Genomic DNA, 24193 nt, shown 5'->3' with positions numbered 1-24193 from the left:
AATGCCTATATTTAAACAGTTTAGTGTTTTGATGTTTGTCATTCACAACATGAATAATGGTGCTAAGGTATTTCTTTTAAACAAGTTTATGGCTCCAAAATGACCAAATTACTGTTTGGCCCCTACATCTACGATAAGGCGTCTTAACCAAATATGCCCAACATCGTGGTGCAATAGTGGAGACAAGGCCATCTTTAAGGCTATTGGCGGAATGTCAAATGGCGGGTCCATCACGCATATCATGGGGTTATCGGCATAAAGCTCGGTTGCTTTGGTTGGTAACGTTGCAATTAATTGCTGTTCTTTGGCAAGCCACATGGCCATGTGGTAATGCCGTGTAAACACGCTGATGTCTCTTTTTTATCTAGCTTTGCCAACTCTACGTCAACCCAACCAAGCTTTTGAACTTCGTTTGGATCAATACCTACACCAACGCCAAAGCCGGTTTTGCTCACCCAAACGTGCTTTGAACTTAAGTATTTATCTAAGTCAAAATCGGGCAAACATGGATGGTCGTTGCTTACCATGCAAGAGAAAGTATCGTACCAAATCACTTTTTGGTGGAATGACAACGGCAACTCTTCGAACCGGTTGATCGCCATGTCTACTTTACCGAGTTCTACATCGTGAAAGCTCACATCCGAAGGCGTTACAATATCTAAAGTGAGGCTAGGAGCCTTTGTTCTAAGCTCGCCAAGCACTTTAGCAAGCAATGTTGTTTCAGCGTAATCACTGGCCATGATTCGAAAAGTGCGATTTGAAGTTAGCGGATCAAACTCGGTTTCAGGTTGAATTGTCGCTTCAAGCTTAGACAGTACATCACGGACCACAGGTTGTAACTGCAATGCCCGGGCTGTAGGCATCATGCCCTCTGAGGTGCGAACAAGTATTGGATCTGAAAACAAATCCCTAAGTCTTTTTAAGCCATTGCTCATCGCAGGTTGAGTGATTGAAAGTTGATCTGCCGAGCGAGTTACGTTTTTCTCTCGTAATAATACATCTAGATATACCAATAAATTGAGATCGATCTTACTAATATTCATGCTGTGAATTCCGTAAATGAGATTTATCTATTTGATGAATCCTAGTGCAATACCCTAGAGTTGTCATCAACAAATGCAAACAAGTTTTGTTTTATCTCGACAAACCTTGTTGAGTTTCAATTATTAAAATAACAACTCGAGGAATCGACTATGTCTGTTTACACAAATGAAATTGAACTATTAGAAGCCATCCGTAGCCAGAATGGCGAAAGCTGGAGCGCGATTAACCCAGAGCACGCAGCAAGAATGCGTACGCAGAATAAATTCAAGACTGGATTGGACATCGCCAAATATACAGCCGCAATTATGCGCCAAGACATGGCAAATTATGACGCAGATTCAAGTCAATATACTCAATCGTTAGGTTGCTGGCATGGATTTATCGGCCAACAAAAAATGATCTCTATTAAGAAACATTTCAATAGCACTGACCGTCGTTACCTTTACCTATCAGGTTGGATGGTAGCAGCACTTCGTTCAGAGTTTGGGCCATTACCTGATCAATCGATGCATGAGAAAACCTCTGTATCGTCGCTAATTGAAGAGCTTTATACGTTTTTGCGCCAAGCCGATGCTCGTGAAATGGGTGGCATCTTCCGTGAAATAGATAAAGCGCGTGAAGCGGGTGACCAAGTACTAGAACAAAAATTGCAAAATGAGATTGATAATCACCAAACGCACATCGTACCAATTATTGCCGATATCGATGCTGGTTTTGGTAATGCCGAAGCAACTTATTTACTCGCTAAAAAGATGATTGAAGCGGGAGCGTGTTGTATTCAGATTGAAAACCAAGTTTCAGATGAGAAACAGTGTGGTCACCAAGATGGTAAGGTCACAGTGCCCCATGAAGATTTCCTAGCAAAAATTAGAGCGGTACGTTACGCATTTTTAGAACTGGGTGTTGATGATGGTGTTATTGTCGCCCGCACAGATTCATTAGGTGCAGGTTTAACAAAACAAATCGCAGTAACAAATACACCGGGTGATTTAGGTGATCAGTACAATAGCTTCTTAGACTGTGAAGAAGTTTCTGTTGCCGATATGAAAAATGGTGATGTTGTTTTAAATCGTGATGGCAAGTTGTTGCGTCCTAAACGTTTGGCTTCAAACTTATTCCAGTTTAAATCGGGAACTGGTGAAGACCGCTGCGTTCTAGATTCAATTACATCACTACAAAACGGCGCTGATCTGTTGTGGATTGAAACAGAGAAACCGCATATTGGTCAAATTGGTGGAATGATCAACCGAATCAGAGAAGTCGTTCCAAATGCGAAATTGGTTTATAACAACAGTCCATCGTTTAACTGGACACTAAACTTCCGCGAACAGGTGTTTGATGCCTATGGGTTGAAGAAGGGAAAGATGTAACAGGTTACGAGCGTGCAGATTTAATGAGTGCAATTTATGATGCAACAGAATTGGCAAAAGAAGCTGATGAAAAGATCAGAACGTTCCAAGCGGACGCAGCCAAAGAAGCGGGTATCTTCCACCATTTGATTACGCTACCAACGTACCACACTGCTGCATTGTCTACTGATAATCTAGCCAAGGAATACTTTGGTGACTAGGGCATGTTAGGTTATGTAGAAAATGTTCAGCGTAAAGAAATCCGTCAAGGTATAGCGTGTGTTAAACACCAAAACATGGCGGGCTCGGATATGGGTGATGACCATAAAGAATACTTTGCCGGTGATGCAGCACTTAAAGCTGCAGGTGACGACAATACAATGAATCAATTTGGCTAATCTGGTTTCCCAACCAATAATCATTTTGTCATGAGTTTAAAGTCAGCATTCGCTGACTTTTTTTGTTTAAAATTTATTAATAGCTCGCTTTATCGTTAAAATTAAAACCAACTATACTCAAAACATCCCACTGCAAATCGAGCAACTTAATATGGCACTTAATATCATTGGGATTGATCATATTGTACTTCGTACCAATAACTTGTCGGGTCTTGTTTCATTTTATTCTGACATTTTAAACTGCCCAATTGAGCGTGATAGAACAGAAGAATTGGGCTTGATACAATTGCGTGCGGGTCATTCGTTAATTGATATTATCGATATATCAGGCGAGCTTGGTCGAGAAGGTGGTGGTGCGCCATGTAAACCCGTTAATCTCGATCATTTTTGCTTAACTGTAGCTGACGCTACAATAGAGCAAATCAGTCAACATATAAAAACACACTCCCAGTCTCCTCCGCGGTTTGAAGTTCGGTATGGCGCCGGCGGATATGGCCCCTCCATTTATATTCAGGACCCTGATGGCAATACTGTAGAGCTAAAAGCCGCCAATGATTAGCAGGATAAATTTGCCGCGATAATCTGCGTTATATTTCAATTTGACAACTTTCATCTCGTTGCAATGTTACGGTCACGGAACTGTCATTTTGGCAGACTACATTGACGAGGTAATGTAGTTATGGAATGTAAAATATGATTTCGGTAGAAAATGTCGTTGCGGAAAATTTCCCAGCAATTGAGTCAGGTAGCCCGTTTTTAAAGAACTCGTTTTTGCGTTTTTTAAGGTTTATCTTCCACGAATCTGAATTCCAACGTTTTGAACAAACTTATCCACATCTCGTCGGTGTTGATTTTGTCGAACAAGCACTAGAATTTTTCGAATTTGGGTTTATCACCAAAGATCGTGAATTAAGGCATATTCCTTCGACAGGCAAAGTTGTGGCAATTGCCAATCATCCAATCGGCAGCTTAGACGGATTGGTTTTACTTAAAATGTTTTGCAATATTCGAAGAGATGTAAAAGTGGTTGCCAACGACATTTTGTGGGCGATAAAACCGCTGCGACCTTTATTGCTTCCGGTAAATAACATGGGCAATAAAACTGCCAAAGAAAACATGAAAGCGATTGAAAATCACCTTGTCGATGGTGGCGCATTGTTAATCTTTCCCGCTGGTGAAGTGTCACGAATGTCAGCAACAGGTGTTAAAGACGGTAAATGGAAAAACGGCTTTTTACGATTTGCTAAAAAACACAAGCGCCAATTTTGCCCATTCATATTGATGGCAAAAACTCTGCGTTCTTTTATGGTTTGTCGATGCTGGCAAAACCGGTGTCAACGCTGTGGCTAGTTCACGAGATGTTTAAAAAACATGACCAAGAACTTAGAGTGAGAATTGGAAAACCAATAAGTTACGCTACCTATACTAATATTCCTGTTGAGAACAAACAGCTCGTTAAGTTGTTCAAGAAACATTTATACAAATTATCAAAGAAAAAACCTTACCCATTTTTTCTGAGCAATTAGAAAGTATGGCCCACCCCGAAGATCGAAAACAGCTGAAGTCAGCACTCAAGCTAAGTGAGCTTATTGGCACAACCAGTGATGGTAAATTGATCTACAACTTTACTCACGACAGTGATTCGTCGGTTATGCGTGAATTGGGACGGCTTAGAGAGCTTACATTTAGAGCGGTCGGTGAAGGTACAGGCTTAAGAAGAGACATCGACAAATACGACAATATCTACGACCACATTATTTTATGGGATGACGAAGAGCTCGAAATTGTAGGTTCATACCGAATGGCACCAACCAAACGTGTTAAGGAGTTTCACTCCCACATTGGTTTATACACAGATACGCTGTTTGATTTAAGCCACTTAACGGATGAAATAGTACAACGTGGGCTAGAGCTAGGACGAAGCTTTGTGCAACCCAAATATTGGGGCAAACGTAGTTTAGATTATTTGTGGCAGGGCATTGGTGCTTATTTGGCGAAACACCCTGATATTCGATATTTATTGGGGGCCGTCAGTGTCAGCAATGACTTAAATATGGAAGCAAAAACCAGCTTGATCCGATTTTATCAGGCCTATTTTGGCAGTCGTGGACCAATTGTTTATGCCAAAACACCATTTTTGTTACCAACCGATAGCGGCCTTCACTTTAATGGAGATGACTATCAAACCGAATTTACCTTGCTAAAACAAAAAATGAAAGATGAAAACACTAGTGTTCCAACGTTATATAAACAATATTCAGAACTGTGTGACGACGGCGGAACCCAGTTTTGTAGCTATAACGTTGACCCAGACTTTTCAGACTGTATTGATGGATTTGTGCTGGTGGACATTGAAAAAATGAAACCCCAAAAGCGGAAACGCTATCTGCAGAGTTAAGCGTGAGAAATAAGTCTGTAGGAATAACTTTGTAGATAATCAGGATAACGAAAGGATCTGTTATGAGCCAAGCCAATTATATTGCCAAGAATCATCACCGCACCATTTGGTTGTCGGATATTCACTTAGGATGCCGTGATTGCAAAGCGGAATTTTTACTAAACTTTCTACATGACAACACCGCTGATAGAATATTTTTGGTCGGCGATATTGTGGATTTTTGGGCGTTGCAACGTCGAGTTTACTGGCCAGAAACGCATAATCAAATACTTAATCTGATATTGCAACGGGCGCAGGAAGGCGTCGACGTTTTTTATCTACTAGGTAATCATGACGAACTCATGAAGCCTTATGTTAAACAACTTTTTGGTAATGTGCAGATACATTCTGAGTTTATTCATACCACAGTCACGGGCAAAAAATTATTGATGTTACATGGCGATAAATATGACTCCGAGGTGTGTTTTGGTAAGTTTCATGCCAAATTGGGTGATGCCTTATATGATGTTTTACTGTGGTTAAACCGGCAATGCCATGCAGTCCGAAAACGTTTAGGATTACCTTATTGGTCAATGGCGTCTTACATTAAAACGAAGGTTAAAAAGGCCAATGAAGCAATCCGTAGGTACCGTGACGCCGCGATAGCTGACGCCAAACGACAGGATGTTGATGGCATAGTGTGTGGTCATATCCATTATCCTCAAATGGAAATGGTTGACGGAACCTTGTATTGTAATGACGGTGACTGGATTGAAAACTGTACCACCATGATAGAAAGTCAATCAGGGAACTTAAAGCTGCTTCGATGGAAAGATGGTGAAAATAAAACGGAAGTATTGAGCCAAATGAACTGGGGTGAGCGTCTATCAAAACTAGACGAAGCTGCGGCGTAATATCGAGGTTATAGCAGACGTAAAGAATACGTATTTACGCCACTGTTTTGGTCACAAATTGTTCATAAAGTTTTATATCTGTCATACAAATTTCACATTTCTGAATTATAGTTAATATTATGGCGGCATATCTTGTCGCTTTCATTTCTTTTATAGAATCATAGGTTTATTACCGATTGGTATGATGTAGGACAGTCGATGAATGTAAGCATTGATAAAGAACAGAAGTATTTTCCTAAAGAGCTGAGTTGGTTAGCGTTTAATGCACGCGTACTGCAAGAAGCTGCAGATAAAAATAATCCAGTTATTGAGCGTATTCGATTTTTGGGGATCTATTCGAGCAATATGGACGAGTTTTATCGTGTTCGTGTCGCCAATGTCCGAAGGAAAATCATTATATTTAATAACAGTGCCGATCTTGATGCTGCTGCCGACACGGAATTACTGATGGCGCAAATCCAGCGACAAGTAGCGGAATTAGGCGCAAAATTTGAAATCGTATTTCAGCAAATTGTTAAAGAGCTTAAAAAAACCACATCTGTCTAATTGAGCAACCTCAAATTAACGACAAACAACGTCATTGGCTAAAAGGTTTTTTTGATAACAAAATACTGCGCCATATTGCGCCCATTATGATTGAAAAAAGGTCGATCTGGTTGGCCGACTAAATGATTCCTCGGCCTATTATTACGTCGCAATTCATCGCAATGACAAACCGACCAAATATGCCACGTTGGAAATACCCACCGACAAGATGTCACGCTTCGTCATCCTGCCGCAGGAAAAAGGAGACAAAGACAAACGCATTATCTTGTTAGACGATGTCATACAGCTATTTATTGAGTCTATTTTTCGAGGGTTTATTAAGTTTGATCAAATAGAGTCCTATTCATTTAAAATGACCCGAGACTCCGAATATTCCATTAATGATGACATAGTCGATTCCTACGTAGAAAAGATGTCTGACAGCATGAAGCAACGTCTAATTGCCGAGCCTGTGCGGGTTATCTACGACGGCGCAATGCCGCCGGAAATGGTGAAAAGTTTAAAAAAGCATCTTAAACATTCATCGTATGACAATCTAATTGCTGGTGGGCGTATTCGCAACGTATCTGACTTTATTGGATTCCCCAATATAGGTCGTAAAAATTTAGAAAACCCACCACTACCAGCGATTACAAGTAAGCAGTTTAGTCGTTTTGATACGGTGTTTGACGCAATTTCCCACGCCGATATTTTATTGTATTACCCATATCACCGCTTTTTACACTTCACTGAGTTTGTCCGTCAGGCGGCGTTTGACCCTTTTGTAAAGCATATTCGTATTACTATGTACCGCATTGCGCCAAATTCTCGAATTGTCAGTTCGCTCATTGATGCCGTGGATAATGGTAAAATGGTCACTGTAGTCATGGAACTGCGTGCGCGATTTGATGAAGAGGCGAATATTGCATGGGCAAAAACCATGACAGATGCCGGTGTGCGTGTCGTATTTGGTAATCCCTCATTTAAAATCCACACTAAGGTATGCGTGATCAGCCGCGAAGAAAAAGCACAGCTTGTTCATTACACTCATATTGGTACCGGTAATTTTAATGAAAAAACGGCTAAGGTTTATACCGATTTTAGTTTATTTACCAAACGTGAAGACCTCTCATTAGAAGCAATATCGGTATTTGAACTCATTCAATTACCTTACCGCCAACAAAAATTTCGCCATTTAATGGTTTCACCAATCAATTCTAAAGAAAAAATATTGGCTTTGATTGATCAAGAAATTATAAATGCACAGGCGGGCAAAGTTGGCGCGGTCACATTTAAAGTGAATAACTTGGTAGACAACGACATTATCGATCGACTTTATCTAGCCAGTGAAAATAATGTCAAAGTACGTGGAATTGTGCGTGGTATGTGTGCCCTGCGGCCCGGAATTAAGGGGTTGAGTGACAACATTCAAATTATTAGCGTGGTTGACCGGTTTTTAGAGCACCCTAGAGTCATGTTGTTTCATAATGACGGCGACCAAAAAACGTATATATCATCGGCAGATTGGATGTTGCGCAATATGCGTGATCGAATTGAAGTCGGCTGTCCGATTTATGACCCCGTTTTGCAAGAACGCATTAAATATTTGCTCGAATTGCAATTTAAGGACACGTTAAAGGCCCGAGTTATCGACAAAAACCAAGTAAATGGGTATGTTAGGCGAGGAAACCGAAAAAACCTTCGATCACAGATCGAAGCCTATCATTACTTGAAGCACTTGGAAAAAATCGATAATGACTGAAATAACTACGGCATTTGATGAACTGGATCTCCGTAACTCGACTAAAATAGCCGTTTTAGACATAGGCTCAAACAGTTTTCATCTGGTTGTCGTACGTATTATTTCAGGCACGGTACAGGTACTGCACAAAGTAAAACAAAAAGTACGTTTAGCAGAAGGGCTATCAGAAGAGTGTTATTTATCTGAAGAAGCGATTCGTCGTGGTCTTGATACACTCAAAATGATGGAAAAGAGCATTAGTGGCTTTGATCCAGATTCGGTTCGAATTGTTGGTACTTACACACTTCGTAAAGCACGTAATGCATATAAATTTATAAAAGCAGCGCGGAAAATAATTCCTTATCCGGTAGAAATTATTTCTGGGCAGGAAGAAGCTCGCTTAATTTTTAATGGTGTTGCTCACACACACCAATTACCACAAAATTCACTCATTGTTGATATTGGCGGTGGTTCGACAGAATTTGCGTTAGGAAAAAATCAAACACCTCAAATATTGAGAAGTTTGGATATGGGCTGTGTCAGTTATACTCAACGTTTTTTGTTGATGGCAAGATTACCCATAGTAACTTTTCAAAAGCAATAACGGCTGCTCAACAACAACTTGAAAAAATTGAAGATAAGTTGTTAAAGGCGACGTGGCAACAAACGCTAGGTACGTCAGGCTCAATTGAAAGTATTATTACTAGTGCGGATAATAATGTTGATTTAGATGATTTTGAATTGACCCTGGAACACTTGGAAAAGTTGCGCGCATATTGCGAGCAAGTTGGTGAAATAGACGCTTTGCAACTTGGTGAAGTTAACGACCAACGTATACAAGTTTACCCCGCTGGGTTGGCGATATTAACGGCTATATTTATTAGTTTAGGTGTCGATAAATTAAGTTTTTCAAATTCAGCGCTGCGTGAGGGGGTCATCTATGAAATGGACGACTCTTTACACCACGATGATATTCGAGAGCATTCTATTCAAAGCTTAGCAACACGGTATGATGTTGACATCGAGCAAGCAAATTTAGTGTTAAACACGTGTTTTAATTTGTTTAAACAAGCCAAAGAAGATTGGTCATTAAATACCAAACGAGTTAAAGATTTACTCGGGTGGTCGGCACTTTTACACGAAATTGGATTACACATTCACTCGCGCGGTGTCCAAAAACATTCAGCTTATATTTTACAGCATGCTGACCTACATGGTTTTAATGCTGAACAACAAACCTTCCTGTCGCTATTGACGCGCTTTCACCGTAAAAAATCCGCTTAGCGGAGTTACCAGAACTAACTCAATTTCGACAAATTGAATTACTGCAATGTATGATTATTTTACGTTTGTCCGTGCTCTTAAATATTAAGCGACAAGCAAACTTTATCCCCGACATCAAATTTGAAGTCGATGATCACAGTATGTTTTTAACTTTCCCAAAAGGGTGGTTGGCGGACCACCCTGTAATAGCAGCAGACTTGAAAATGGAACAAGTGTATCTGGCTAATATTGGCTTCAAACTCAAATTTGGCGAATAACGTTCTGATGTCACAAAGTTGTCGCGCGGTGTTCACATAATCGACATTTAAATTTTCTAATCTAATCACACTTGAAACCTTTTATACCTTAGTAAGGGGTACAGCATGGCAAGTGTAATTAGAGATGGAAAGCTTCAACAATTAGATACATTTTTGTTTTATAAGTGTCATCTATTATCGAACAACCCGATTAAAAACCTCAGTGTCTGGGTTTCACGCACTGGTGACGGCTATTTGTACTTCGCGATAGCACTGTTGATCTTGTGGGCTGGAACGCCGCATGGAGAATCGTTTTTTATACGGCACTCGCCGCTTTTGCAATTGAAGTTCCAATTTACATCAGTTTAAAAACCTCGTAAAACGAAACAGACCTTTTAATAAATTACAAGCATTTCAATCTCATATAGCACCTTCTGATAAATTTAGTATGCCGTCTGGACATACCGCAGCCGCGTTTGTTTTTGCCTCCATTGTTGCAACGTATTATCCAGAGTTTGCGGTTTTAGCTTATTGTTGGGCGAGTTTAATTGGTTTAGCAAGGGTATTACTTGGGGTGCATTTTCCTGATGATATTTTAGCTGGTGGTTTGTTGGGTTATGGTTGTGCTCAAGCAGCATTTGTTCTATTGGCAATCTAGGATTAAGGACAAAAATGAGAATATTATACGGCATTCAGGGTACTGGCAATGGCCATATCACAAGAGCAAGAGTTATGGCGAAGGCGCTTGCTGCGCAAAACGTAGATGTAGATTATGTATTTTCGGGCAGACCGCGAGACCAATATTTTGATATGGAGCGATTTGGTCAATATCGTACTTTTGACGGACTGACGTTTAGCCATGATCACGGCAAGATAAATTATTTAAAAACGGCAAGCAATGCCAAACTGTTTGGCTTGATAAAAGACATCCATCAGTTGGATGTCAGTTGCTATGATTTAGTACTTAATGATTTTGAGCCAGTTTCTGCATGGGCAGCAAAAAAGGCGGGTATTGCGGTTATTAACATTAGTCATCAAGCCGTGTTTAACTATGAGCAGGTTCCTGCAAAGGGCATGAATTGGATTAATAAGCAGATCCTAAAATATTTTGCACCGGCTGACATTTCCTTAGGTGTGCATTGGTTTCATTTTGGCCAAGCTATTATTCCCCTTTTATCGAAAGAGAAACACCTACGAGCGCTTTATCTGAAGATATTTTAGTGTATATGCCATTTGAAGAGCTTGATGAGATTAGTGATTTGTTGAACGGCCAACATGATCACAATTTTGTTGTTTACCATCCTTCAATAGAAAAGGATGTTGATACCCGAGCAATTAAATACCGAAAACCGTGTCGTCAGGGATTTTTACGAGACTTAGAGTCATGCGCTGGTGTTATTGCGAATGCCGGGTTTGAACTCTCTAGCGAAGCACTGTGCGTGGGTAAAAAGTTATTGCTAAAACCACTAGATGGCCAATTTGAACAAGCCTCTAACGCTGAAACTTTGAGCTTGTTGGGACTTGCGAATGTGATGACCGGTTTAGATGACGCCGTCTTGGAAACTTGGTTGCAACAGGAATCGAAAGACGCAATTAATTACCCGAGTGATCCAACCCCCTCATTGATTGGCTATTGGCAGGCGACTACAAAAATCCAGAAAAGTTATGCCAAAGTTTATGGCAACCAATATTAATGCCTCAATTTGTAAGGTGATCGCTGTTTTAATTGAGGTGCAATGGGAAGTTTTGCACCTCGAAGCCGTTAAAGCGTATAAGACAATCGTTTGATATAGCTAGGCGGCTTACCAAATGTTGAACTTGAAACTGATTCAAATAAATGGAATTGGTCAAAACGCAGTTTTAATTTTGGCGTTTGTACATCTATCGGCGTGTTTTCAAGGTGCTTGCGACATAAACTAATATGTGGACGGTATTCGCTATGGTGTTGTGGCAAAGATAACTTGTTGTTAACCGATCTGCAGCGTTTTGCTAACGTCATGAGCGTCTCCGTTTTGGTCACTCCGAGATATAACACCTGTGGTTTCAAAAATGTACCAAGCTCTGCTATTTCGGCTGTTACTAAGCTTCTTGAAAACTCATTCGACTCTGATACTTTTTGCAGCAATAAGTCCAAGGATTCCATTTTGCTAGCTGGAATATGCCCCAAAAATGACAGGGTAATATGGTAGTTTTCCATTGGCACTGGCTTGCTATAGGCAAAAAGCTTAAATGAGTTTCACGCCAATGATTTATTGCAAGTTTTGTTGTTTTATCGAGCTCTAATCCGATAAACATTCGACTCTGACCTTGTGACATAAAATTCCTTAAATGTTTGCCATTGGGGTATAATAGCGCAACTTTTTTCCTGTATTCTGATCATTGATGTTACCTGTAGATGCCATATTTAACCAATTACAATTACGATTAGCGGAGTCAAATCGAGTAATATTACAAGCGCCCCTAGGGCAGGTAAATCAACTCGGTTGCCGCTACTTTTGTTAGAAAGTGGCCACTACACCGCCGGTAACCAGATTGTTATTTTAGAACCTCGTCGAGTTGCAGCGCGTCAAATTGCGTCTTTTCTGGCGCAGCAGCTTGGCGAGTCAATTGGCGAAACCATCGGCCTTGCAATGCGAGGCGAGAATAAATCGAGTAGCCAAACCATAATTACCATAGTGACCGACGGTGTAATGGTTAGAAAAATTCAACGCGATCCTGAATTATCAGGTATTGGATTGATTATTTTCGATGAATTCCACGAACGCGCTTTGCAAACCGATTTGGCGTTAGCGTTAAGCATTGACGCTCAGGAGTTAAACGAAGCGTTGCGACTTATGATTATGTCAGCGACCATAGATTTAGCGACTTTATCGACCGAACTAAACGCTCCAATCGTAGAGTCCAAAGGGCGTCAGTTTCCAGTAACGATTGAGTATGTTGGCGCCAGTTTATTGCCAAGCCATGACGAAATCGTAAAGGCTATTCTCCATGCTGCTAATAATCACAGTTCGTCAATTCTGGTATTTCTTGCGGGTGTTAACGACATCACCAAAATATCGGGATTGCTTGCGCCTCATTTAGATCAAAACACCCACTGCTTGCAACTGCATGGGCGTTTATCGATAGCGGAACAAAACAAAGCGATAGAGCCCTGTGTTGCCGGAACCCGTAAAATAGTATTAGCTACCAATGTGGCGCAAACCAGTTTGACCATTGAAGGGGTTGATGTTGTGGTGGATGCCGGCAATGAAAAGCTGGTGTATAGCCAGCCTAAGTCGGGTATCGAACAATTAATCACGCAACCTACGTCAATTGCTTCTGCGGAACAGCGGGCTGGTCGTGCTGGCCGATTAGCACCAGGGTTTTGTTATCGGTTAGGCTCAAAAGAAAACTTTGAGCGACGACGCAGATTTGATGTTGCTGAAATCGAACGAGTTGACCTTGCTCAATTGATGTTAGAAGTTTTTCTTTGGGGCACAACAATAGACCAGCTATTTTGGTTAACAAAACCCGAAACACCACGAGTCGCTCGTGCCTGTGAATTATTGGCTTCCCTAGGTTATCTAAAACAAGTAGACAGTAAGTGGCATCTGACGGCACTGGCCAAGCAGTATCAAAAAGTGAGTACCGACATTCGAAGTTTTCGAATGATCCAATTTGCTCAGGACAATCAAACAACAATAGATGATACGCGCTTAGTGCCAACGGCATGTTTGCTCGCTGCATTATTAGAAGAACGTTCGCTGGCTCAATCTGGTGACGTGCACAATTCACTGCTTAAGCTGTCATCATATCAATGGCAACAGTTGTTAACTGGAGCAAACAGAATAAGCTCGCGACTTGCAATCAAGCCGATTTCCCGTGGTGATTTAGCGGAAGAGCATATCGGCCTTTTATTGTGTGTGGCATTTCCTGATCAAATCGCTAAAAAACAGCTAAACGCTGGAAGTTAAGCGGGGTAGTGCCGTTGAGTTTCATCAGCGTGAAGTCGAACCCGTCGCTGAATTAGTGGTTGTTGCCAGTATCAATGCATCTAAATATGGCAATTATGTTGGCCATTATACAAGGGTGAACTTGGTCGATATTGAGTCATTTTTTCCGAGTATTATCGATACCGTTGATGAACTTACATGGTCAGAGTCAAAACAAAAACCGTCTAAATTACAGCAGACTAAAATTGGTCAACTTATCCTAAATTCAAATCCTGTTGCCGTTAATTTGGAACAGTCTGAATGGCAAAATTTGTGGCTAAATTACATTAAAGATAATGGTTTAGGGGTCTTAGGTTGGAATAGTGACAACATTGTCAATTTAAGAAACCGATTTATCTTAGCGACTCGATATGGCAGAGACGAGGATTGGCCAAGTTGGCGAGAAGAAGTTTTAATAGCGGAGTTGCCTAACTGGTTAGCGCCATATTTATCTGATGTGCGTTCGTTAAAACAGCTTAAAAATATCGACTTGCATCAAATTTTATTGAGCACAATTGATTGGCAAAAGCAGCAAGCGCTAAATCATTTATGCCCAGTTCGATACCTCACACCTGCCGGACATGAACGTAAACTCGATTATTTAGGGGACATCCCTAAATTATCAGTAAAACTACAAGAGATGTTTGGGACGCCGACTAATCCAGCGATTTGTGACGGTAAACAGCCAATTTTGATTGAGCTATTATCGCCCGCCAAACGACCATTACAAGTTACTCAAGACTTAAATCACTTTTGGCAAAATGCTTATCAGGACGTCAAAAAGAAATGAAGGGTAGATACCCTAAACATCCTTGGCCGGATAACCCTGTGGAATTTCAAGCAACAACTAAAGTTAAAAGTCGCCTATAGTTTTTCGGTGGGTTGTATTTGGCTGTAGTGCGGGAATGAAAAAAGCCAGCGGAATTCGCTGGCTTTTTACGGTTAACTAAATTTAGACTCAGAATTTTCTGCGTCTAATTGCAACCAAAGCTGGCAACATAATTAACATAAAGGCGCCAAATCCAAGTGCACTGCGTTCACGTGCATTTTTATTGGTTGTGCCGGTACCCGTTGGCGTTGTCGGGTTAGTCACATTTGTTGCGTCAAAAACAACGTTTTTCAAGTAACCAGTATCTTCAAACTCCATCGTGTAGGGGTCTTTCTCATATACCCAAGCAATAAAGTTAATACCTTCACCTAATTCAAGTTCAACGGTTGTGAAGTCTACTTCACCTGAAATAAAGTCGTACAATTCGCCATTTAGATAAATGTAAAGGGCATCATAAGGTGATTCAGGGTCGTCAACATTTTCTTCAGATGACACTGACCATTCAAAAGAGAACTTACCTTCGCCAGTAACTTGTGCAAGCAAAACACTTTTTTGTAAATTGTCGATCGTTCCGCTACGGACACCATCATCTGTTGGGTTTTCACTCCAAATGGCGTCACCACCTGTGAACCAAGCAACATCGCCATTTGCGGTAAATTCAGTGCCAATGTTATTGGAAGCGTTAATTGAAATCGCTGTTACTTTTGTTCTTGTTGTGGTGATACTTGCATCATCAGCTGTCACGTTAATATAGGTATCTAAATTACGCGCTCCTGAAGAGCTAACAGTAACAAGAGCGTCACATGATGCACCCGGCGCTAAATTAGCACAATCAGATGAATCAATTTCATAATTTGAGCTTTCTGCAGTTAACGTCAATGTTGTCGATACAGCGCTATTGTTTGAAACTGAAATATAGGTACTTAAAGCTGTTGCTGAAGGAATATAACCTAAGTTTAAGTTTTGCTGCATGGCAATACCTTCAGTAATACCATTTATCCAAGGTAAAAACTCAGATACACGAGCATAGACACCAGGATAACCCTGAGCGGCACAACCGATCCCCAGCTCACAACACCAATTTGTTGGAATTCACCGTTAGAATCGACGACAAGTGGACCACCACTGTCACCTTGGCAAGAGCCTTTGCCACCATCATATGTACCGGCACAAATCATAACTGGAGCGATACCCATTTCTTCAGCGGTAACGTCTTCTGTAATACCTTGTTGCTCTGCCATCATGTCGGCGCATTGTTGGTTGCTAAATAACGTTAGGTCAACTTGATGTAAAACATCTGGGAAATCCGATGTTGGACCGGCGCCCGCTGCATATCCTTCACGACCACCCCAGCCCATAACGGTTACCATAGAATTATCAGTTACTGCCTTGACTTGTAGTTGTACCTGAACCAAGTGAAACTGTAGGTGTTGAGACTGGCTCTACTAATTCGATTAATGCAACGTCGTTTACGAGAGCTTCGTCATCGTATTCGCCATGCATATAAATGTTCTTAATTTCTAACGCATTTTCTGCACCGTCACTAAGGTCATATTCGCCAACGTTCACTTTTAAAAATTCTGAATTTGGACCATCGACACAGTGAGATGCTGTTAACACCCAACGGTCGCCAATTAAGCTGCCGCCACAGGTAGAAGATTGGATTAATTCAGCAGAAGTTGCTACTTCAATAGATGCCGTAGTTCCCACTTTATCTAGTAACAATTCACCGTCTGTTTGAATTACTGAAACAACAGGGATAGTACCTGCAAAGTCGTCCCCTAACGTACCGCTGATAATGCCGTCTTCATTATTATAAATAATAACGCCAACGCCGCCACCGCTTTCACAGTTAAGAGCTTTATCTGAAAAGTTGATTTCACCACGTTGGATAAGACAAATTTGTCCTTCGGCATCACATTCTGCATCACCTAGGCCGCAACTCATAAGTAAACCAGTTACTGTGCCACCTATGGAGCCAGTAAATGAATCTGACGTGTAAGATACGCTATCGACTTCAAGCGATGTAGAGAGTTCTTCATAAGTATAAACAAGCGCTGTTATCCAAGGCCATGCATCTTGTTCGGCTTCTACTCCACCAACTATGCGTTTACCTATGCTCGGTTTAAATTCGTTATCAGAAGCGATAACATTCGAAGTAGCCAAACTAAATAAAGCGAGTAAGGCAATTAAGTTAAATTTCATTCATGGATCCTTTGTTATTCGGCGACAAAAAACTCGATTGTGGTCTGATGTCTTTTTTCTTAGACGGCAATTTGCCCAGATCTGGTATTGGTTTGCAAATTAAATTGTCAATTTAACCTTAGTGTAAAATCAGTAAATTGTTTATAAAGAGTTACAATGGAATGTTGATTGGTAAACATTCATATAAAAACAAAACCCAATTTGAATTGAAATTTCTTTTAACCATAAGAAGTTTAGGGCTTTTTTATCTTGACCTCGTTTCTGACAAAAAAATGAAGCGGTGTTTTATTAATCTAATATTCCCTATTGTTATAACTTATACTGTTCGTGTTTGTGTTTTTTCTCTATTTGCCAATTTGAATTTGTAATTTCATTGGTTAATCGTTTTAATAGCCGTTGACAACAACGGCGAGTTTTTAAATTAATAGTGTCTATGAATCCTTCGACTGACCCAAATCAAATATTAAAGCTATGGTTTTTTCGTTTTGTAAAAACTGGGTTGTTTTTGTCTATCGTTTTGGCGTTTTATTTAGTTTATTTAGATGCTTGGGTTCAAGAGCGGATGGCCGGACCGAAGTGGCAAACACCGGTTAAAGTTTTTGCCCGTCCACTCAATTTGTACCCACATTATTTTCTCCCTAAAAAGAACTCATTGAAGAACTAGATTTGCTAGGTTATCAACAAACTAAGGCGTTGATTAAGCCTTGGCAATTCAGTGTTAAAACTAACTATGTTGAAATATATCGCCGTCATTTTGTTTACGCTGAGGGTGAACTTGATGCAAAAAAGATTAGAGTAGGGTTTGAAAAAGACCGTATCGCACAAGTCGCTAGTTTTGTTGATACAACTTGGCAAGTGACACCAATTGAGCTACTTGACCCTGTACTAATATCTCGTCAAACCCACGGAACTAACGAAGATCGTGAAATTGTCGACCTATCCTTGGTCCCAGAATGGATGGTTGATACGTTACTTGTTGTCGAAGATCGTAATTTTTATCATCATTATGGGGTATCACCTAGTGCCATCGCCCGGGCATTGTGGGCGAATTTAATGGCCGGTCGAAAAGTGCAAGGTGGTAGCACGTTGACTCAGCAACTGGCCAAAAATTTACTGCTTAATGACAACCGCAAAACTTACTTAAGAAAAATAAAAGAAGCGTTTATTGCGCTTATTTTGGATTATCGATTTAGTAAGGACGCTATTTTAGAGGCGTATTTTAACGAAATATATTTAGGTCAGGATGGTGGCAGAGCCATCCACGGGTTTGCGCTAGCCAGCAAATATTACTTCAACAAATTATTAGTAAATTTGAGCCCTGAACAGTTTGCATTGTTGACGGCTATGGTCAAAGGACCCTCTTATTATAGTCCGACAAAACATGCTGACCGGACAAGACAGCGTCGTGATCTTGTTTTGCAATTGATGGTATCTGAAAATGTCATTACTCGAGACGAGTATCAGCTATATGTCAGTTCTCCAATGGAAGTTGATTTGCAAAAAAGGCAGGGTAAAAGTCGTTTTCCTTCGTATATTCAGTTAGTTGAACGTGAATTAAAAGCCTTGGATTTGCAGTATCAAAATGAACGAGGATTATTGGTTTTTACGGGTTTAGATCCAGTACTTCAAAAAAACTATCAGAAGCATTTTGGTCAATCAGTTAAAAAGCTACAGACCACTCATAAGCTTAAAGACGTCAATGGCGCTGTGGTTAGTATCAGTTTAGAAGACGGCAGTATAAGCGCATTAATTGGTGACAAAATCCACATGCTTATGGGTTTAATCGAGCTTTGGATGCCAATCGAAATATCGGTTCGTTGATTAAACCTGCAGTGTATTTGGCTGGTTTACGCAGCGGCAAGTTTCATTTGGGCAGTCAATTATCCAATATGCCAATCTCGATGGAAAATAAACAAGGCCAAACTTGGCAGCCTGAAAACTACGATAAAAAAGCTCCGAAACTATCATGTTGCATGATGCATTGAGTCAGTCGGTTAATTTGGCAACCGTGCATTTAGGGATGGATGTTGGCTTGAATAAGATAATCGATACGTTACATGATTTAGGGGTAAATCGAAACATACCTCGCTACCCAAGTTTAATGCTAGGGGCCATTTCAATGTCACCAGTTGAAGTTGCAAGCATGTTTTTACCGATTGCTAATTTCGGACAAAAACAGGCTGTTTCAGCGATAACAAAGGTGACAGATAAGACGGGTTTTGTTTTGTGGCAGAAAGATGTAGAGCGAAAACAGGTGGTAGATTATGCGTCGAGTTATGAGCTTGGATTTGCATTAAATAGCGTGACAAAAACAGGCACGGCTATGCGACTAGGTAAATATTATCCTAAGGTTAGTTATGGTGGAAAGACAGGTACGACTGACGACTTAAGGGATAGTTGGTTTGTTGGTTTTGATCAAAACAAGGTTACGTCTATATGGGTTGGTAAAGATGACAACTCGCCGGTGGAATTAACCGGAAGTCGAGGCGCTTTGTCGATATTTATTGCGCTACAACAAGCAAGACAGGCCGAGAGTGTATTAAAGCCGCAACCTAACGATATTGAAATGCGATTTGTTGATAAAACAAATGGCGAGATCCTGTCCGGTGAGTGTGGTGAAAATATTGCTTTGCCAATTAATACCAACAAAATTGGCCTAGTAACAGAATGCCCATCTATTTTTGATTGGTTTTAATCAGTAAAAATTCAGTGGGTATGAGCACAACCCACTGAATCTATAGATACTTTGATGACGCTGAGTTGTTAAAGTTGACTAAACGCTTCACCAACAGCTGCAATAGTTTTATCTAACTGAGCTTGAGTGTGGGCAATAGATACAAAGCCAGCTTCAAATGCTGACGGCGCCAAATACACGCCATTGTCCAAACATAGATGGAAAAACTTTTTAAATCGCTCTGCGTCACACAATTTTACGTCAGCAAATGATTCAACTTTTTCAGCATCGGTAAAAACAAACCAAACATGCCGCCAACTTGGGAAGTTGTAAGGGGTATCCCATGTTTAATAGCTTGTTGCTTAATGCCATCTAACAAATAGGTCGTTTTGTCAGCTAACGCCTGATGAAATCCTTCAACTTCCAATTCTTTTAATGCGGCTAATCCGGCTGCCATTGCGACAGGGTTCCCCGATAATGTCCCGGCTTGATAGACTGGACCGTCTGGTGCTAAATGCGCCATAATCTCGCGTTTACCACCAAAAGCGCCAACTGGCATACCGCCTCCAATGACTTTACCAAGGGTTGTTAAATCAGGTACAACATTAAACAATGTTTGTGCACTGCCTTTGTGGACCCTAAACCCAGTCATTACTTCATCAAAAATCAGCACGGCTTCATATTCGTCACAGATGTCACGTAAACCTTGTAAAAATCCGTCTTTTGGTGGAATGCAATTCATATTACCGGCAACAGGTTCGACAATAATACAGGCGATGTCAGAGCCATGTTCTTTAAACAAAGCACGTACAGAATCTAAATTATTAAACTCTGCGGTTAATGTATGTTCAGCGACAACTTTAGGCACACCCGGAGAACTTGGAACGCCCATTGTGAGCGCGCCAGAACCGGCATTAACCAGTAACGAGTCTGCATGGCCGTGGTAACAACCTTCAAATTTAAGTAATTTGTCTTTGCCAGTAAAACCACGAGCTAAACGAATTGCACTCATTGTCGCTTCAGTACCTGAGTTAACCATCCGCACTTTTTCAACGTTTGGTAGAAACTCTGTTACTTTTTCTGCCATAGTCACTTCGATCTCTGTGGGTGCACCAAAGCTCAAACCATTTTCAACGGCAGTTAAAACAGCTTGTTTAATTGCGGGGTGATTATGACCTAAGATCATTGGGCCCCAAGAGCCTACGTAGTCAATGTATTCATTGCCATCGACATCCCAAGCTAATGCGCCGTCAGCTTTGGCAAAAAGATTGGTGTGCCGCCAACGCCGTTAAATGCACGAACCGGTGAGTTCACCCCACCCGGGATATGAGATTTAGCTTGTTCAAATAATTCTGAAGATCGAGTCATAATGGATTCTGCTATTTTAATTACGTGGAGTTATTTCGACGATACCCAAGGTACGTCACACTGATATTTATCAACTTTTTCTGCAACCCCTAAGGTCATTGCAAAAAGGGCCATACGTATTAATACGCCGTTGTCAGCCTGACGGAAAATCGCCAAATTAGGATTTTGATTTAAATCGTTATCGAGTTCATTTGCGTCTGAACGCGAATCTCTAGGCAGAGGATGCATGATAACCGTATTCGATTTGCAATATTTAGTATAAATCTCATTGTTTAACCTAAATTGACCACGGTATTTATTCGCTTCATCTTGAGATTCAAATCGCTCTTCCTGAATGCGCGTTTGGTAAACGATATCTGCATCGATATTTTGTTCCATTTTATCGCTAATTGTCACCTTGTGACCTGCATTTTCAAGGGCACTAACGACATAATCTGGCATTGCTAATTCTGAGGGGGACACTAAGCTCAAGTGAATGTTTTTGTACATAGCTAGAAGTTTTGAAAGAGAATGGACCGTACGACCATTTTTTAAGTCACCGACCATAGCGATGTGCATGCCATCTATTTTTTGTTCAAAAGCGGCTAGTTCTTTGTCTATTGTGTAAAGGTCTAACAGCGCTTGTGTCGGGTGTTCATTTGCTCCGTCGCCGCCGTTTATAACCGGGACTCGGCTGCCCTCTGCAAATTCAGCAACAGAACCCGTATCTGGGTGACGCATTGCAATGACATCACTATAACTACTCACGACACGGGCAGTATCGTATAGTGATTCGCCTTTTGCTAAGGCCGAAGATTGCATGCCAGTGGTTTCGCGAACTTCACCACCGAGTAAATTAAATGCACAGCCAAAACTCACACGAGTTCGGGTTGAAGGCTCAAAAACAAATTACCTAATATCGCACCTTCCAGTACCTTAGTACGAACTTTACGGTGAGCGTAAGGCTCCATTTTCTGGGCAATGTTAAAGATATATTCTAAATCTTCTCGTTCGAATTGATTGACCGATAAGATGTGTTGTCCGGTGAAGTTCATATCTTTTTACTCGTTGGCTGTAAATTGGCGGGATTTTAACAAAGTTCAACCTAAGACAATAGCGAAATTAGCGCCTAATACTAAAATGGTTTTACGACGGCTAAAACAATAATTGCTAGTAGGATCAGGACTGGGACTTCATTAAAAAAGCGATAAAACTTAGAACTCTTTTGATTACGGTCGTGCTTAAAGTCGGCTAAGAGTTTGAAGCAATATCCGTGGTAAATGTAGAGCAAACTGACGAGTAATAACTTGGCGTGTAACCAATGGGCTGATTTGAACCACGCTAAGCCATATTGAAAAATGAGTATTACCCCAAAAATGAATGTCAAAATGGCAAACGGCGTTACAAAATAAAGCAATCGTCGTTCCATGACCTTAAACGTATCTGACGTTACTTGGTGTTGATTTTCTGCGTGGTATACAAACAATCGTGGGAGGTAAAAATTCCTGCGAACCATAAGCAACCATAAAAAAGATATGAAAAGCTTTAAACCACAAAATACTCATATTAACGCATTCCTCTTCATCAAAATTAAATGTAATTGCTCCTATAGTCACTATGCCCACGACTTTTTCGCCGCTAATAGAGGTGACTAAAGTAGCGCCGTCGCGTTGATCTTGAAGTAATTCATAGACATGGGCGAGGGTAGAGCGAGTATCGATGGTTTGCATTGGGATGTATTTTACTTTGTCCTGTTTTTTAGAAAAGGACGAATCGAACTCCGCAAGAGAATAGTCGACACCTAAGTCGTGGCGTATAGCGACAACAAGGGATTGCTCAGGCTCGAGTTCACGAATATGGAATCTGACATCTTGCTCATTGACATAATCGATAATTTTTAGATTGCGGTTCAGTTCAGCTAAAACTCCAATCTTTTCAAGCTCATTTGTGGCAGGAGGGGTCTGATACATCAAGCCTTGGAAGTCGAGTTGCTGAAGGAAGATAGATCGATTTTTTAAAAATTGCGCACTTGTCACATAAGCCATAACGATGACTATAATAGCCGGTGTTATGGCACCGGGGTTGGCGGTAAGTTCCATTACAGAAACCAATGCGGCCAATGGGGCGTGTAAAGTCGCTGCCATTAGGCCCGCCATACCAAGTACGGCATAGGTACTCATATATTGGGTGGTAGGGTCTAACGTTATGACCACATTAGCGATGAGCAAACCAATTAACACGCCGATACCAAATATAGGGCCAATGATGCCACCGGGGATACCTAAGCCTATCGCCACCCAAGTTAAGATCACTTTGGAAACGAGCAGTATGACAATTAAGTTTAAATTTGTAGGGTCGACCATCGCTTGATATATGGCGCTTGTGCCGTCACCAAATGATTCAGGAATAAAGTATCCAAAGATGGCGGTAATAGTGCCAGCGAGTAGCAGTCGAGGGAACATAGAAACATATCTAAACGCTTTAATGACTCGCATTAAGTTACGATTAAATACAAACGCAACTGCGCCCAATGTCAGTCCTAAAATGATTAACCAAGGATAGTGATAGGACGGTAATATAAAGACGCTCAAAAATTCAAATTCAGCTTGGGTGCCAAAGACGGCTTGGGTAATTAGAGAACCTGCTGCCGACGCCAACATGACGGGAATAAAAATATGAATTTTGTATTCACGCAACACCACTTCCATGACGAATATAACCGCCGCGAGCGGCGTGTTAAAAGAGGCAGATATACCAGCGGCGATACCACAAGCTGAAAGCGTTCTAACTGAATTGTGTGGAAGTCGTAACCATTGGCCAAACCAACTGGCGCCGGTTGCCCCTATGTGAACCGCAGGACCTTCTCGTCCAACGGTAAAACCACTTGATAATGCGAGTACGCCACCGACAAATTGGTTGGCAAAATTCCAAAACGGGATATTACCATAATGGGCTTTAATTCGATGTAATACAAAAGGGATCCCTAAACGATAATGCTTGTAGCCTGTGAAGTCGGCAAAAATGGCAATGAGCAAAGCCGCAAAAATAGGTAAGGTCGGAACGATATATTCGAGGATGTCGTCAAATGGTCCTCCAGGATTAAAAAACGACTGGATCCACTCGATAGTTAGGCGAAAAAGAACAATAAGAACAGCCGCTGAGCACCCACCAATCAGTCCCAGTATACTAAGCTGGATACTGGTCCTCGGGTAAGCCAGTCGTCTTCGAAGAGCGAAAAGACTGTTTGAAAGCATGTTTTATCCGTAATTAATAACGACACTGTTGTCTTTATTTGGGAG

14 protein-coding genes and 10 pseudogenes are annotated in these 24193 nt (G+C 41.0%); 15 read left to right on the top strand and 9 right to left on the bottom strand.

Annotated elements, in window-relative coordinates; genetic code table 11:
• Positions 1–108: 108 nt before the first annotated feature.
• Positions 109–1043 (bottom strand): annotated as a pseudogene (locus PN838_RS12535) (LysR family transcriptional regulator).
• A 150-nt stretch (positions 1044–1193) separates the two neighbouring features.
• Between PN838_RS12535 and PN838_RS12530 the strand changes: the two are divergent.
• The 10 genes and pseudogenes from PN838_RS12530 (at position 1194) to PN838_RS27325 (ending at position 11582) form a co-directional block, all read left to right on the top strand.
• Positions 1194–2791, top strand: a pseudogene (locus tag PN838_RS12530) (isocitrate lyase).
• 151 nt (positions 2792–2942) lie between these two features.
• Entirely contained in the window at positions 2943–3350 is a 408-nt protein-coding gene (locus tag PN838_RS12525; RefSeq protein WP_272180880.1) for a VOC family protein, read from the top strand.
• A 134-nt stretch (positions 3351–3484) separates the two neighbouring features.
• Complete coding sequence (locus PN838_RS12520) at positions 3485–4141, top strand: GNAT family N-acetyltransferase (RefSeq protein WP_272180879.1); 657 nt, start codon at positions 3485–3487, stop codon at positions 4139–4141.
• Positions 4142–4322: 181 nt separating this feature from the next.
• Entirely contained in the window at positions 4323–5189 is an 867-nt protein-coding gene (locus tag PN838_RS12510; RefSeq protein WP_272180877.1) for a GNAT family N-acetyltransferase, read from the top strand.
• A gap of 62 nt (positions 5190–5251) precedes the next feature.
• Positions 5252–6082 (top strand): UDP-2,3-diacylglucosamine diphosphatase, encoded by an 831-nt coding sequence (locus PN838_RS12505; RefSeq protein ID WP_272180876.1) that lies wholly within the window; start codon positions 5252–5254, stop codon positions 6080–6082.
• 198 nt (positions 6083–6280) lie between these two features.
• Positions 6281–8369 (top strand): annotated as a pseudogene (ppk1, locus tag PN838_RS12500) (polyphosphate kinase 1).
• A pseudogene (locus PN838_RS12490) lies at positions 8362–9889 on the top strand (Ppx/GppA phosphatase family protein). Before ppk1 ends, PN838_RS12490 begins: the two co-directional pseudogenes overlap by 8 nt.
• Positions 9890–9994: 105 nt before the next feature.
• A complete protein-coding gene (locus PN838_RS12480; RefSeq protein ID WP_272180873.1) occupies positions 9995–10237 on the top strand; it encodes a hypothetical protein in 243 nt (80 codons plus the stop codon).
• Positions 10238–10292: 55 nt separating this feature from the next.
• Positions 10293–10526, top strand: a complete 234-nt coding sequence (locus PN838_RS12475; RefSeq protein ID WP_272182585.1) for a phosphatase PAP2 family protein — start codon at positions 10293–10295, stop codon at positions 10524–10526.
• 14 nt (positions 10527–10540) lie between these two features.
• A pseudogene (locus PN838_RS27325) lies at positions 10541–11582 on the top strand (MJ1255/VC2487 family glycosyltransferase).
• 48 nt (positions 11583–11630) lie between these two features.
• Here the strand turns inward: PN838_RS27325 and thpR are convergent.
• A pseudogene (gene thpR, locus PN838_RS12465) lies at positions 11631–12074 on the bottom strand (RNA 2',3'-cyclic phosphodiesterase); the annotation flags it as partial.
• Between the two features lie 205 nt (positions 12075–12279).
• Here thpR and PN838_RS12460 point away from each other — a divergent pair.
• Together PN838_RS12460 and PN838_RS12455 are read left to right on the top strand one after the other, a co-directional pair.
• The gene (locus PN838_RS12460) at positions 12280–13821 is read left to right on the top strand and encodes a helicase-related protein (protein ID WP_334313509.1); all 1542 of its coding nucleotides are present in this window, start codon (positions 12280–12282) and stop codon (positions 13819–13821) included.
• 55 nt (positions 13822–13876) lie between these two features.
• On the top strand, positions 13877–14629 hold the full coding sequence (locus PN838_RS12455; protein ID WP_272180871.1) for an ATP-dependent helicase C-terminal domain-containing protein: 753 nt from the start codon (positions 13877–13879) through the stop codon (positions 14627–14629).
• A gap of 168 nt (positions 14630–14797) precedes the next feature.
• Here the strand turns inward: PN838_RS12455 and PN838_RS12450 are convergent, their stop codons facing one another.
• Genes PN838_RS12450 through PN838_RS12440 form a run of 3 tightly spaced genes read right to left on the bottom strand, consistent with a single transcriptional unit; the run spans position 14798 to position 16873 of the window.
• A complete protein-coding gene (locus PN838_RS12450; protein ID WP_272180870.1) occupies positions 14798–15640 on the bottom strand; it encodes a hypothetical protein in 843 nt (280 codons plus the stop codon).
• Positions 15641–15663: 23 nt separating this feature from the next.
• A complete protein-coding gene (locus tag PN838_RS12445; protein WP_272180869.1) occupies positions 15664–16038 on the bottom strand; it encodes a trypsin-like serine protease in 375 nt (124 codons plus the stop codon).
• A 7-nt stretch (positions 16039–16045) separates the two neighbouring features.
• The gene (locus PN838_RS12440) at positions 16046–16873 is read right to left on the bottom strand and encodes a trypsin-like serine protease (RefSeq protein ID WP_272180868.1); all 828 of its coding nucleotides are present in this window, start codon (positions 16871–16873) and stop codon (positions 16046–16048) included.
• A 433-nt stretch (positions 16874–17306) separates the two neighbouring features.
• Between PN838_RS12440 and PN838_RS12435 the strand changes: the two genes are divergently transcribed.
• From PN838_RS12435 to PN838_RS12425, 3 genes are all read left to right on the top strand, one after another.
• Positions 17307–17537, top strand: a complete 231-nt coding sequence (locus PN838_RS12435) for a hypothetical protein (RefSeq protein ID WP_272180867.1) — start codon at positions 17307–17309, stop codon at positions 17535–17537.
• Positions 17538–17539: 2 nt separating this feature from the next.
• Positions 17540–18694, top strand: coding sequence for a transglycosylase domain-containing protein (locus PN838_RS12430; RefSeq protein ID WP_272180866.1), 1155 nt, complete (start codon positions 17540–17542; stop codon positions 18692–18694).
• A gap of 145 nt (positions 18695–18839) precedes the next feature.
• Positions 18840–19568, top strand: a complete 729-nt coding sequence (locus PN838_RS12425) for a penicillin-binding transpeptidase domain-containing protein (RefSeq protein WP_272180865.1) — start codon at positions 18840–18842, stop codon at positions 19566–19568.
• A gap of 68 nt (positions 19569–19636) precedes the next feature.
• Here the strand turns inward: PN838_RS12425 and hemL are convergent.
• From hemL to PN838_RS12405, 4 pseudogenes are all read right to left on the bottom strand, one after another.
• Positions 19637–20915, bottom strand: a pseudogene (hemL, locus tag PN838_RS12420) (glutamate-1-semialdehyde 2,1-aminomutase).
• 30 nt (positions 20916–20945) lie between these two features.
• Positions 20946–21949: pseudogene (locus tag PN838_RS12415) on the bottom strand (aspartate carbamoyltransferase).
• 80 nt (positions 21950–22029) lie between these two features.
• Positions 22030–22459, bottom strand: a pseudogene (hemJ, locus tag PN838_RS12410) (protoporphyrinogen oxidase HemJ).
• A pseudogene (locus tag PN838_RS12405) lies at positions 22456–24148 on the bottom strand (chloride channel protein). Before PN838_RS12405 ends, hemJ begins: the two co-directional pseudogenes overlap by 4 nt.
• Between the last annotated feature and the right edge of the window lie 45 nt (positions 24149–24193).

It is taken from the genome of Psychrosphaera algicola (assembly GCF_028401425.1).
Lineage (GTDB): Bacteria > Pseudomonadota > Gammaproteobacteria > Enterobacterales > Alteromonadaceae > Psychrosphaera > Psychrosphaera algicola.
This window is presented reverse-complemented; position numbering and strand designations above follow the sequence as displayed.